9 protein-coding genes are annotated in these 12,585 nt (G+C 69.7%); 5 read left to right on the forward strand and 4 right to left on the reverse strand.

All coding sequences use genetic code 11. The features are described from left to right. Positions 1-2,184: a S9 family peptidase gene (locus RGU41_RS01970; protein WP_322135374.1), complete on the reverse strand. Its 2,184-nt coding sequence runs from the start codon at positions 2,182-2,184 to the stop codon at positions 1-3. Between the two features lie 87 nt (positions 2,185-2,271). Here RGU41_RS01970 and RGU41_RS01975 point away from each other — a divergent pair, with 87 nt between their 5' ends. Then, entirely contained in the window at positions 2,272-3,000 is a 729-nt protein-coding gene (locus RGU41_RS01975; RefSeq protein WP_322135375.1) for an HAD-IA family hydrolase, read from the forward strand. A 20-nt stretch (positions 3,001-3,020) separates the two neighbouring features. Here RGU41_RS01975 and RGU41_RS01980 read toward each other — a convergent pair whose 3' ends face one another. Then, positions 3,021-3,407, reverse strand: a complete 387-nt coding sequence (locus RGU41_RS01980) for a VOC family protein (RefSeq protein WP_322135376.1) — start codon at positions 3,405-3,407, stop codon at positions 3,021-3,023. 113 nt (positions 3,408-3,520) lie between these two features. On the opposite strand from RGU41_RS01980, the gene RGU41_RS01985 reads away from it, so the two are divergent. The 3 genes from RGU41_RS01985 (at position 3,521) to RGU41_RS01995 (ending at position 7,477) form a co-directional block, all read left to right on the forward strand. Further along, the gene (locus RGU41_RS01985) at positions 3,521-4,825 is read left to right on the forward strand and encodes an LCP family protein (RefSeq protein WP_322135377.1); all 1,305 of its coding nucleotides are present in this window, start codon (positions 3,521-3,523) and stop codon (positions 4,823-4,825) included. 157 nt (positions 4,826-4,982) lie between these two features. Further along, the gene (locus RGU41_RS01990; protein ID WP_322135378.1) at positions 4,983-5,795 is read left to right on the forward strand and encodes a TspO/MBR family protein; all 813 of its coding nucleotides are present in this window, start codon (positions 4,983-4,985) and stop codon (positions 5,793-5,795) included. Next, positions 5,792-7,477, forward strand: coding sequence for a DHA2 family efflux MFS transporter permease subunit (locus tag RGU41_RS01995; RefSeq protein ID WP_322135379.1), 1,686 nt, complete (start codon positions 5,792-5,794; stop codon positions 7,475-7,477). Before RGU41_RS01990 ends, RGU41_RS01995 begins: the two co-directional genes overlap by 4 nt. A 28-nt stretch (positions 7,478-7,505) precedes the next feature. On the opposite strand, the gene RGU41_RS02000 is transcribed toward RGU41_RS01995, so the two are convergent. Together RGU41_RS02000 and RGU41_RS02005 are read right to left on the reverse strand one after the other, a co-directional pair. Further along, on the reverse strand, positions 7,506-8,453 hold the full coding sequence (locus RGU41_RS02000) for a hypothetical protein (RefSeq protein ID WP_322135380.1): 948 nt from the start codon (positions 8,451-8,453) through the stop codon (positions 7,506-7,508). A 2-nt stretch (positions 8,454-8,455) separates the two neighbouring features. Beyond that, positions 8,456-8,662 carry a hypothetical protein gene (locus RGU41_RS02005; RefSeq protein ID WP_322137280.1) on the reverse strand — a complete coding sequence of 69 codons (207 nt, stop codon included), beginning with the start codon at positions 8,660-8,662 and terminating at the stop codon, positions 8,456-8,458. Between the two features lie 287 nt (positions 8,663-8,949). Between RGU41_RS02005 and RGU41_RS02010 the strand changes: the two genes are divergently transcribed. Further along, positions 8,950-12,552: a TM0106 family RecB-like putative nuclease gene (locus RGU41_RS02010; RefSeq protein WP_322135381.1), complete on the forward strand. Its 3,603-nt coding sequence runs from the start codon at positions 8,950-8,952 to the stop codon at positions 12,550-12,552. Positions 12,553-12,585 lie beyond the last annotated feature (33 nt).

Consider the following 12,585-nt stretch of genomic DNA (forward strand, 5'->3'; position numbering starts at 1 on the left):
TCAGGGCAGCGGATGCGCCCCGGCCGCATCGAGGATCCACGCGTTGTCGAAGGCGATTTCCCGCCAGCGGGCGTAGCGCCCGGACACCCCGCCGTGGCCGGCGGACATCTCGGTCTTGAGCAGGACATCCGCCCCGACCTCGCGCAGGTGCGCGACCCACTTCGCCGGTTCCACGTAGAGCACGCGGGTGTCGTTGAGGCTCGTGACCGCGAGGATCCGCGGGTAGTGCGTGTCTCGAACGTTCTCGACCGGTGAGTAGGACTTGATGTACGCGTAGACCTCAGGGTCGTGCAGCGGGTCTCCCCACTCGTCCCACTCGATGACCGTGAGCGGCAGCGAGGGGTCGAGGATCGACGTGAGCGGGTCCACGAACGGCACGCCGGCGAGGATGCCGGAGAACAGCTCGGGGGCGAGGTTCGCGACGGCGCCCATCAACAGGCCGCCGGCGCTGCGGCCCTCGGCGACGAGCCGGTCGGGCGCGGTGAGCCCCACATCGATCAGGTGCTGTGCGCAGTCGATGAAGTCGGTGAAGCTGTTGCGCTTCTCGAGCTCCTTGCCGTGCTCGTACCAGAGCCGGCCGAGTTCGCCGCCGCCGCGCACGTGCGCGATCGCGTAGACCAGTCCGCGGTCGAGCAGGCTGAGCCGGGCGATGCTGAAGGTCGGGTCGATGCTGATCTCGTAGGACCCATAGCCGTAGAGCAGGGTCGGCGCGGGTTCGCCGGGGGTGACCAGGTCACTCCGGTAGACGAGCGAGATCGGCACGCGGGTGCCGTCTGCGGCCGTCGCCCACTCGCGGCGCTGTTCGTACCTCGCCGGGTCGTACGCGCCGAGCACGGTCTGCTGCTTGAGCAGGCGGCGCTCTCCGGTCGCGACCACGAGGTCGTACACGGTCGACGGGGTGACGAAGCTCGTGTAGCCGAACCGGATCGTCGGTTGCTCCCACTCGGGATTCGCCCCTGTGCCTGCCGTGAAGAGCGGTTCGTCGAAGGCAAGCTCGGTGAACGTGAGCGGGCGGGCAGCGTCGGCGGGCGCAGCGGATGCCTCGGCCTCGGTCCCGAGCGACGCGATCGCCACCTGCGTCAAGCCGTCCCGCCGGTACTCGGCGATGACGAAGTCGCGAAACGCGTCGACGCCTTCGAGCCGGACGGATTCGTCGTGCGGCAGCAGCATCCGCCGGGGGCCGTGCGGGTCTCCGGCGGCGACGTCGACGAGTTCGAAGTTGACGGCCTGGTCGTTGTGCACGATGAGGAGCCGGTCCTCCCCGGCGAGGACGGCGTGCTCCACGTCGTACTCGACGCCGTCGCGGCGCGGCCAGACGATTGCGAACTCGCCGGTGGGGTCGCTCGTGTCGAGCAGCCGGGTCTCGGTCGTCACGCTCGAGCCGGCCTCGATCAGCAGGTACTTGCGGCTGCGGGTCAGCCCGATGCCGACCCAGAACCGGTCGTCGGGTTCGTGGAAGACCTGCGCGTCGCTCGAGGGGTCTGTGCCGATCTCGTGCCGCCAGACGGTGTCCGGGCGCCAGGCCTCGTCGACGGTCGTGTAGAAGAGGTAGCGGCCACTCGGTTCGAACAGGGCGTCTTCGCCGGTATCGGTGATCTCGTCGGTGAGATTCTCGCCCGTCGTGAGGTCGCGCACCCGGATCGTGTACCGCTCGTCACCCTCGGTGTCGACGGCGAAGAGCAGCCGGGTGGCGTCTGCGCTCACGTCGAAGCTGCCGAGGGCGTAGAACTCGTGGCCGGCCGCCTCGGCGTTGTCGTCGAGCAGCACCTGCTCACCGGGGAGGCCTGCCCGGACGGTGGCGGACGTTCCGGCGTCGGCGGCTTCGGGGTCCAGGATCGGCGGCGCCCAGTCGTCCGGGCCCGAGATCGGGGCGCGGCAGTGGATGCCGTATTCCTGGCCCTCCACCGTGCGGGTGTAGTACCACCACCGGCCCTCCCGCACGGGCACGCTGAGGTCGGTCTCGCGGGTGCGGGCCTTGATCTCGTCGAACAGCTGCTCCCGGAGCGGTGCGAGCCGCGCGGTGCGGGCATCCGTGTACGCGTTTTCGGCCTCGAGATGGGCGAGGACCTCCGGGCTTTCCTTGTCGCGCAACCACTCGTAGTCGTCGGTGAAGAGGTCGCTGTGGTGCAGGCGTTCGACGGGCTTCTTCGCGGCGAGGGGAGGGACGACGGCAGCTGTAGTCATGGTGTTCAGCGTACTGAGGCTGGAGACGAGGGAGAATTGGAGGAGTACCGAAGCCGGCTATCGCGGCTTCACGGAAGGAAACAGCACATGGAGCAGGGCCTCACCACCGCCGCAAGCATGACGGAGAGCAGCACGAGCACCAGCACGGATGGTGCAACAGGGCACGTTCTCCTCGGCCGGGTTTTCGATGCGGTCCTCTTCGATATGGACGGCACCCTGCTCGACTCGACGCGGGCCGTGAACCGGGCGTGGATGCGCTGGGGAGCCGAAGCGGGCCTCGGCCCGTCGTTCACCGGGGCCGAACACGGGGTGCCAGCCCGGCAGATGGTCGCCAGGCTCGTTCCCGAGGACAAGATCGAGTGGTCGATCGGCCGGGTACTCGAACTCGAACTCGACGACCTCGAGGGCATCGTGGTCCTTCCCGGGGCCGCGGAACTGATGCAGAGCCTGCCGGAGGGCCGCCGCGCCATCGTCACCTCGTGCGCCCGTTCGTTGTGCCTCGCCCGGCTCGAGTCGGCCGGCTTCCCGGTGCCGGCGACCGTCGTCACGATCGACGACACTCCGCGCGGCAAGCCGTTCCCTGAGCCGTTCCTGGCTGCGGCCGCCCGGCTCGGCGCCGACCCGCGTCGCTGTGTCGTGGTCGAAGACGCGCCGGCGGGCCTCGAGGCGGGTCGCGCGGCCGGATGCCTGACGATCGGTGTCGCCGGAACGCACACCATGGACCAGCTCGACGCCGATCTCGTCGTGCCGAGCCTCGACCGCCTGCGGATCAGCGTCCGCGACAACGGCGTCGTCTTCGAGCTCCTCCCCGAGTAGCCCCTCGGGGCAGGGGCCCCTCAGGACTGGTAGATCTCGAGCGGCAGGCCGTCGGGGTCACGGAAGAAGAACATCGCCTTGTGCGTGTTCGGGTCGACCCGCAGCTCCTCGCAGTCGACGCCCGTGCCGAGGAGCTCTGCGCGCGTGCCGGGAACGTCGTCGACCTCGAACGCGAGGTGGCGCAGGCCGAGCGCCTCCGGGCCGCTGCGCCGGGGCGGGGTATCCGGGAACGAGAACAACTCGAGGATGTACTCGCCGTTCAGGGCGAGCTTGCCCATCCAGGAGTCGCGCTCGGCCCGGAAGTACTCCGCCTCGAGCGTGCAGCCCACGACGTCGACGTAGAACCGCTTCGAACGCTCGTAGTCGCTCGCGATGATGGCGATGTGGTGCACCCGGTTGATCAGCATCCTCCCAGCCTGACACAGCCGTTTCTGTGAGTCTCATAGCCCGAGTCCAGAAAACACCCGGGACCGGCAACTATCGTGAAGATTCTGACCATGGAACGCAATAAGGGGTTTTGTTGACGAATCACAGACCCGAGGGTCGCGCGGACGCCCGCAGGCACGCACGGGCGGCAACGCTCATCCGCCATCGGCGCCGACCGAGCCGCAGCCACACGATGCTGACCCTGATCAAGGCGCTTGCGCTCACGCTCGCCGTCGTCCTCGTGAGCGGCGTCTCCGTTGCGGCCATCGCGGTGAGCCAATTCGCAACGAAGGTCTCCGCTAACGCGGTCGACATCTCCAACGGGGCGACCGACCTGCCCGCGATTCCCCAGCTCGGTTCCTTCGAGGGCGGCTTCAATGTCCTCGTCGTCGGGGTGGACAACTCCCTCACCCAGTCCGCAGCCTATGGCGACCGCACCGGCACCCTCAACGACGTCAACATCCTGCTGCACGTCTCCGCCGACCATAAGAGCGCGGTCGTGATCAGCATTCCCCGTGACCTCGTCGTCAACCAGCCGGCGTGCACGGACCCCGCTACCGGGAAGGTGGCGAAGGCCGCGACGTCCACGGCCATGAACGCGTCCTTCGGACGGGGCGGCCTCGGCTGCGTGGTCTCGACCGTTTCGTCGCTGACCGGGCTGACCATTCCGTACGCGGGTCTGATCTCCTTCGAGGGCACGGTCGCGATGGCCGACGCCGTCGGGGGCGTCCCGGTCTGCCTCAACGACGCGATCAAGGACCCGTACACGGGACTCGACCTTCCCGCGGGAACGAGCGTCGTCTCCGGAACCGCCGCCCTCGCCTACCTGCGCAGCCGCCACGGCGTCGGCGACGGCAGCGACCTGTCCCGGATCTCCTCGCAGCAGGCCTACATGTCCTCGCTGATGCGCGTGATGAAGAGCAGCGCGACGCTCACCGACGTGTCGAAGCTCTCGGCCCTCGCGACGGCCGCGGGGACGAACCTGAAACTCTCCACGTCCCTCGCCAACATCCCGACCATGGTCGGCATGGCGCTCGCCCTGAAGGACATCGACCTGAACCAGCTCGTGTTCGTGCAATACCCGTCGGCGACCGACCCGCAGGACACCAACAAGCTGGTACCGTCGACCGCCCTCGCCAAGAAGCTGTTCGCCGCGGTCACGGCCGACCAGTCCTTCACCCTCGACGCCAAATCCCTCGGCAACAGCGCCGAACTCGACCCGACGGCGGCGCCGGCCGCAACGCCGACGCCGACCCCCACCCCCACTCCCTCGGCCACCGGTGCGGCAACGGGCACTCCGACGCCTGCGGCAACGGATGCAGCTGCTCCCGTCGAGATCGCCGGGCTGCGCGGCCAGACCGCGAGCCAGCAGACCTGCTCGATCGCCTTCAGCTACTGATCCAGGGGCCCGTCGAGCCCCTCCGAGCGCACTCCGCCGAGTGCACCCCGATGATTCGCGAACGAGGGATCACGGATCAGTGGACCCTGCGCTGTTCTTTCGCCCGCCCTGGTGCTAACGTCATCTTGTTCAGTTGACTTATATCTAGGAGAGTGAGATGAATTCTCGAGATCTCCGGCGGCAGGTCCTCGTCGTGATCGGCGCGCTCGTCGCCCTCGTCGGATCCTTCATCGGGTCAGGTGCCGCGGGCGGCACTCCCATCCAGAACGCCGCCGGCGGCGCGCTTGCCGCTGACGCGACCCTGATCGCCCCTGCCGTCCCCGCGTTCGCGATCTGGACGCCGATCTATCTCGGCCTGGTCGGGTACGCCATCTGGCAGTGCCTGCCGGCGCAGCGGAGCGATCCCCGTCAGCGTCTGCTCGGATACCCGGTCCTGGCGTCCCTGATCCTGAATGCCGCGTGGATCCTGAGCATCCAGTTCGACCAGCTGTGGCTCAGCGTGCCCGTCATCGTGGCCCTGCTCGCTGTCCTCGTCTGGACCTTCCGGCTCACCCTGGCCTCACGCCCGAAGAATCTCGTCGAAACGATCCTCCTCGACGGGACCATGGGCCTCTACCTCGGCTGGGTCTGTGTCGCGACCGCTGCGAACGTGACCGCCGTTCTCGTCGTCGCCGGCTTCACGGGCTTCGGGCTCGACCCTGACCTCTGGGCGGTCGCCGTCATCGCGGTCGCCACCGTCGTCGGCGGGTTGCTTGCGATCAGCGGTCACGGCAGGCTCGCCCCTGCGGTCTCCCTCGCCTGGGGGCTCGGCTGGCTCGCCGTCGCACGGCTCGGCGGAACACCGCCTTCCGTGCCCGCCGGTGTCGCAGCCATCGTCGCCGTCGTTCTCGTGATCGCCCTGACCGTCGGCGCGCGCCTGCGCATGGCCAAACTTCCCGTCTCCCCGCCGACCCGAATGGTAATCGCATGACCGACCAGCACCCAGCCACCCCCACTGCCTCCGCCCGGGCTGAGTCCCCGCGCCGCCGGTGGGCCGGCCTCGTCTTCATCAGCATCGCCGTCGCGCTGATCATCGTCGACTCGACGATCATCAACGTCGCGATCCCCTCGATCGTGCGGGACCTCGCGATCACGTCGACCCAGGTGCAGTGGGTTCAGGAAAGCTACACCCTCGTCTTCGCAGCCCTCCTGCTCGTCTTCGGCACACTGGCCGACCGGTACGGGCGCCGTCGCATCCTGATCCTCGGCGTCGTGCTGTTCGCCGCGGCATCCGTTCTCGCGGCGCTGGCGCAATCGGGCGACCTGCTGATCGGCGCCCGCCTGATCCAGGGCATCGGCGGCGCCATGGTGCTCCCGACCACCCTGTCGCTGATCAACGCGAACTTCCGCGGCCGCGACCGCGGCATCGCCTTCGCGATCTGGGGCTCCACGATCGGCGGCATGGTCGCGGTCGGGCCGCTCCTCGGCGGCTGGCTGACCACGTACTTCTCCTGGCGCTGGGCCTTCGGCATCAATGTGCCGCTCGGAGTGATCATCGTCATCGGTGTGCTCGTCTTCGTCTCCGAGTCGAAGGATGCCGGCGAACCCCGCAGGGTCGACGTCGTCGGCGCCGTGCTCTCGGTGCTCACGAGCGCCAGCCTCGTCTTCGGACTCATCGAGGGACGCAGCTACGGCTGGTGGCTGACCAACAAGCCCATGGTGATCGGCGGCTTCACCTGGCCGTATTCGATTTCCCCGATTCCGGTCGCCTTCGCGATCACCCTCCTCGCCGGCGCGGGGTTCATCCTGTGGGGCCTCTCCCGGCAGCGCGCAGGCAAGACCACCCTGCTCGCATTCTCACTGTTCCGGATCGCTTCATTCCGCAACGGGAATATCGCGGCGCTGATCGTGTCTCTGGGAGAGTTCGGCATCATCCTGTCCCTGCCGCTCTGGCTGCAGAACGTGCTCGGCTACGACGCGCTCCAGACCGGGTTCGTGCTGCTCGCGCTCGCGATCGGCTCCTTCGTCGCGAGCGGATTCGCCGGCGCATACGGCAACCGGGTGTCCCCGGAAACGATCGTGCGGGTCGGAATCGTCCTGGAGATCCTCGGCGTCGCGGGGCTCGGCCTGGTGATCACGGCGGACGCCAGCTGGCTAGCGATCGTGCCGTTCCTCTTCGTCTACGGGATGGGTGTCGGCCTCGCGACCGCCCAGCTGACCGGAGTCGTGCTCAAGGACGTTCCGGTCGAGAAGAGCGGACAAGGGTCCGGCACCTCCTCGACCGCGCGGCAGATCGGCTCCGCGCTCGGCATCGCGGTGCTCGGCACCGTGCTGTTCACCTCGGTTGGCGCCTCGCTCGACGCGAAACTCGCGGACGTGCCGGGGCTGCCGGAGTCGGCGCGCACCCAGGTCGTCGACGCGGTCGTGGACAGTGCCGGAGCGGCGATCCCCGCCCTCGAAGCACAGAGCCCTGCCGTTGCAGCGGCCGCGCGCGATGCCTTCAGCGAGGGCACCCGGTACTCCGCGTTCGCGGCCGCCGGATTCCTCGTCCTCGGCCTGCTCGCGACGCTGCGGCTCTCGGGAACGACGCCGCACCGCGACGGACGTGAGCCAGAAGCGGATGCCGGCGGAGAGGCATCCGCCGCCGTCACCACGGCGGGCGAGCCGGTCTAGCGCAGCGGACGCCGGGGCAGGGGCCGCCTCAACGCCGGGTCTCGGCGGCTAGGAGACCGGCGGCCCTGGTGTGGCCGGTGGCGGCGTCGCTCCGGTCCGGCGCGCGGGCTGCGGCTTCTGGTACGCCAGTTCCCCGCCCACCCTGCCGCCGTACGGACGACCGTGATCGGCGAATTCCTCGCGGAAGAACGCCATCCGCCACGGCCCGAGTTCGATGCGCGCGCCGGTGCGCAGAATCCGGCCCCCTCTGACGGACGACTTCCGTCGATGCCCGGGGACTCCGTTCCCGGCGTGACGGGCCCGAGGGGAAAGAACACGTACTCGTCGTTCTGGTCATGCCGGATCTCGGCGTGGATGGGGAGAGACCGTCGAGCCTCAGATCGGCGTCCGGGCTCGATCCGATCGTCGTGGTCTCCGGCATGAGGTCGAATTGGCGGGGCGGGGTGCCGTCCCAGTTTTCCGATCCGACGACGAAGATCAGTCGGGGACGCCCCGATCCGCGGGTGTAGTGCGTGGTCGTCACGGTGCGCCGGATGCGGCGGTCGAGCGTCGGTACCAGGGGGAAGAGGGTGGAGGGCGGCAGGGTCACGACCGGTGCCGGTTCTGCCCCTGCGGCGCGCCTGCGACGCCGCAGCAGCGGCGCCAGGGCCGCCCGGCTGCCGAGGGCGACATGCGCGGACCCGGTCAGGAGGCGCTGCAGCCGGTGAGCCGGGATCGCACCGAGCCGGACCACGAGCCCGTTCGGACCGCTCAGCGCGACCGAGAGCCCCCGTTCGGCCAGGTCTGCCGCGAGGGTGCGGATCTCCTTGAGAGTGATCGTCCTCGTCTGCAGGAAGAGCTCTGGCCGGCTCGCGAAGATCTCGACGTCGGTGCCGGCGGTGGTGATCGTTCCCTGCATCCGTTCGCCGCCGTACTGGCCGTCCGGCTCGGCAAGGGAGAAGGCGAGATCGATGTCCAGACGGGTGGTCGTTGCCATGGTCAGCGGGCGAGGGACTCGGCGGTCGGGCCTTCGCTCGTCGTGACGCGGAGGGTCCCGTTCAGCTTCCACGTCGCCCGCGGGGCGTCCGGTCCGATGTCCCGGGGGACTTCGACGGCCATGTCGATGAAGGTGTAGTTGATCACGGCGCTCTTGCCGGTCAGGTACGACCACATCTCTTTCCCGAGGTCGGTCCAGTCCTGGATGATGTGGCCGTCGGGGCCCGTCGCCGTTCCGGCCGTGTCGTCGCTCGTGCTCGTGCTGGTGGTTTCGCTCACGGTGTGTCCTTCTGATTTCGTCGATGAGGATGCGGAGTCCGACGTCGAGGAAACCCTCCGGGGCACCCCGTGAGGGGGAAGCCCGGCCACGCCAACACTGCCGTTGGGTCGAGGCTAGTGGGCGACTTCGCGCAGCGGGGGATTCCACAGCCTGCTCACAGCACCCGTACGTCGGTGGCTTCGGTTAGCCTCGGGGCAGATCCTTTCGGGAGGCCGTCGTGTTCCTGCTTGACCCTGTCACCGTCGTGTACTCTGCGAGCGACCTGAGCGCGGCCGCGGTCTGCGAATGGGCCGTGATGCGCCGGCTCGACGCACGCCTCGGGCGGATCGACCCGGTTCCGGATCCCGCGGACGCCATGCTCGCGCGCACCGCGGAACTCGGCGATGCCCACGAACTGCGGATGCTGAACCGGCTCCGTTCGACCGGGCCCGTCATCGAGATCGAGCGTCCGGCCCGCGCCGAGCGCGCTGCGATCCTCGAAGCCGCCCGGCTGAGTGCCGACGCCCTCCGAGCCGGCGCCGCGGTGGTGTTCCAGGCCGCCTTCTTCGACGGGCGTTTCCTCGGGTACGCGGACTTCATCATCCGCTCGCCGGAGCAGGGCGATTCGGCGGAAAGCGCCGCGGCGGGGCCGGGCTATGAGGTCTACGACACGAAACTGGCCCGCTCGGCCAAGGTGACCGCGCTGCTCCAACTCGCGGCGTACAGCGACCAGTTGGAACGCCTCGGTATCCGCACCGGCGACCGGGTGCACCTCCTTCTCGGCGACGGGCGCACGAGTTCGCACAGGCTGGCCGACATCCTTCCGGTGTACCGGGCCAGGCGGGCCAGGCTCGAGGGCCTGATCGACGAACGCCTCGCCGACGCCGCGCCGACCCCCTGGGGTGACCCCCGGTACGTCGCCTGCGGACGCTGCGCGGTCTGTGAGGAGCAGGTGCAACTGCACCGGGACGTGCTCCTGGTCGCCCGGCTGCGGCTCTCGCAGCGTGCCCGCCTGCGCGCTGCGGGGATCGGGACGATCGAGGAGCTCGCCGCGTCTGCGGGGCCGGTCGCCGGGATCACCGATTCGACGCTCGCGACCCTGCGCGCACAGGCCAGTCTTCAGCTCGACCCGCACCCCGGCCGGCCGCTCGCCTGGCAGGTGACCAATCCGCCGGCGCTCGCCGCACTTCCGCGGCCGAGCCAGGGGGATATCTTCTTCGACTTCGAGGGCGACCCCCTGTACCAGGAGGGAGCGGACGACGCCTCAGCCGGCACCGTGGTGTGGGGCCTCGACTACCTGTTCGGCCTCGTGGAACCCGACGACACCTTCCGCGCCTTCTGGGCGCACAGCCACGCCGAGGAACGCCAGGCCCTCATCGGCTTCCTCGCCTACGTGCACGAACGACGGGAACGGTACCCCGACCTGCATATCTACCATTACGCCCCCTACGAGCGCACCCACCTGCTCAGCCTCGCCGCGCGGCACGGCGTCGGAGAGGACACCGTCGACGATCTGCTCCGCAACCACGTGCTCGTCGACCTGTACCCGATCGTGCGGCAGGGCCTCCGGGTCGGCAGCCGCAGCTACTCGCTCAAGAAGCTCGAGCCGCTGTACATGGGGGAGGAGGCCAGGGAGGGCGTCGACAACGCCGCAGACTCGATCGCCGAGTACGCGCACGCGGGCGAGCTCCTCGCCGCCGGCGAGGCGGATGCCGCTGCGGCCGTCCTCGAGGACATCGCGCGGTACAACGCCTACGACTGCCGGTCGACGCGGCGGCTGCGGGACTGGCTCCTCGACCGGGCCGCGGACAACGGTGCCGTCGACGACGGTGCCTTCGACGACGGTGCCGCCGGACGCCTCGGTGCCTCGGGCGATGCCGGCGTCGCGGCTCGTGCCGGCGAGCTCGCGATCGCGGTCCCCGAGCGGGAACCCGACCCGGTCTACCTCGAACTGACGGCCCTGCTCGAACAGGTGCCGCCGACCGGCCGCACGAGCGACGAGACCGCGCTCGCCCTCGCGGCCGCGGCCATCGACTACCATCGTCGCGAACAGAAATCGTTCTGGTGGGACCACTTCGCCAGGCTCGCGTCGCCCCTCGAGGACTGGTCGGACACCAGGGATGTCTTCTCGGTCGTGCGGGCCACCGTCGAGATCGGCTGGCACCGCGAGGGCAGGCAGGTCCTCGACCGGCGCCTGCTCCGGCTCGAGGGCACCCCGGCGCCCGGAAGCTCGCTCAAAGCAGGGCAACAGCCGTTCCTCGTCTACGACCCGCCGTATCCGCCGATCCGGCGGAGCGACGAGCCGGGCGCCCGCACCGCCCACAACAAGGCGACCATCGTGCAGGTGGGCGACGACGGCGGATTCGGCGGCACCCTCGACGACGGCGTCCTCGATGGCGGTGCCCTCGACGACGGCGTGATCTTCGTCGACGAGATCCTCGAACGCGACGCGCCCCACCACGACGCGCTCCCTGTCGCCGTCACTCCGGGAACCCCGCCGCAGCCCGGCAGCCAGGTCGGCGCGATCTCCCAGTGGGGCAGGGCCGTGCTGTCCGCATGGCCGCTGCCGCTCGCGGATGCCGCGTTCGACATCCTGCGCCGGGTGCCGCCGCGACTGCGCGGGGGCGCCACCCTGCCTGTCGTTACCGCAGGAGACACCCAGGGCGCCATCCGCGATGCCGTGCTGGCCCTCGATCACTCCTACCTTGCCGTCCAGGGCCCGCCCGGAACAGGGAAGACCTTCGTCGGCTCGCGGGTGATCGCCGACCTCGTGGTCCGGCACGGCTGGAAAATTGGCGTCGTCGCGCAGTCGCATGCGGCCGTCGAGAACATGCTGCGCGCGGTGGTCGAGGCGGGCGCCGGAGTCGGGCTCGACCCGGACCGCGTCGGCAAAAGACCGAAGAAGGGCGAAGAAGGCACTGCCGTTCCGTGGCTCGCCCTCGATGTCAAGGGTCTCGCCGCTTTCACCGGCCGTTCGGACGGCTGGGTACTCGGCGGGACGGCCTGGGACTTCAGCAACGCCGACCGGATCCCGCGCGGCTCCCTCGACCTGCTCGTGATCGACGAGGCCGGGCAGTACTCCCTCGCGAGCACGATTGCCGCGGCCGTCTCGGCGGAGCGGCTGCTGCTTCTCGGCGACCCGCAGCAGTTGCCGCAGGTCAGCCAGGGCACGCACCCCGAGCCCGTCGACCTCTCCGCGCTCGGCTGGCTCACGGACGGGCATCGGGTGCTCCCCGCCGAGCTCGGGTATTTCCTCGCGACGAGCTGGCGGATGCACCCGGCCGTCTGCGCTCCTGTTTCGGCGCTCTCCTACGAGGGCAAACTCCGCTCGCACCCCTCCGACCGCGCCCTGGCCGGGGTGGAACCGGGGCTGCATCCCGTTCCGGTGCGCCACACGGACAACGCGACCTCGTCGATCGAAGAAGCGGATGTCGTGGTCGGGCTCGTCCGCGACGCCATCGGCCGGCCGTGGACATCCGCCGGGCGAACGGTCCCGCTCGGGGAGGCGGACGTGATCGTGGTCGCTCCGTACAACGCCCAGGTCGCCCTGATCAGGGAACGACTCCGGGCGGCCGGCCTCTCCTCGGTCCCGGTCGGCACGGTCGACAAATTCCAGGGCAGGGAGGCCGCGGTCGCGATCGTCTCGCTCGCGGCGTCGTCCGCGGAGGAGGTGCCGCGCGGCCTCGAATTCCTGCTGCTCGCGAACCGGCTCAACGTCGCCATCTCGCGCGCGCAGTGGGCGGCGTGGCTCGTCTACTCGCCCGCGCTCACGGACTCGCTGCCGCACAGCGTCGAGGCGCTCGCCCAGTTGAGCGCTTTCATCACACTCGTCGGCTCGTAGACCAGCGACGAGCACACAAAGAAGGAAGCACCC

The sequence above is a fragment of the Cryobacterium sp. 10C3 genome, assembly GCF_034314285.1.
Taxonomy (GTDB): Bacteria; Actinomycetota; Actinomycetes; order Actinomycetales; family Microbacteriaceae; genus Cryobacterium; species Cryobacterium glucosi.

Excerpts from the sequence above, each read along its gene's own strand:
- RGU41_RS01990 (WP_322135378.1), top strand. The coding sequence starts at position 4,983 with ATGAATTCTCGAGATCTCCGGCGGCAGGTCCTCGTCGTGATCGGCGCG.
- RGU41_RS01995 (WP_322135379.1), top strand. The coding sequence starts at position 5,792 with ATGACCGACCAGCACCCAGCCACCCCCACTGCCTCCGCCCGGGCTGAG.
- RGU41_RS01980 (WP_322135376.1), bottom strand. The coding sequence starts at position 3,407 with ATGCTGATCAACCGGGTGCACCACATCGCCATCATCGCGAGCGACTAC.
- RGU41_RS02000 (WP_322135380.1), bottom strand. The coding sequence starts at position 8,453 with ATGGCAACGACCACCCGTCTGGACATCGATCTCGCCTTCTCCCTTGCC.
- RGU41_RS01970 (WP_322135374.1), bottom strand. The coding sequence starts at position 2,184 with ATGACTACAGCTGCCGTCGTCCCTCCCCTCGCCGCGAAGAAGCCCGTC.
- RGU41_RS01975 (WP_322135375.1), top strand. The coding sequence starts at position 2,272 with ATGGAGCAGGGCCTCACCACCGCCGCAAGCATGACGGAGAGCAGCACG.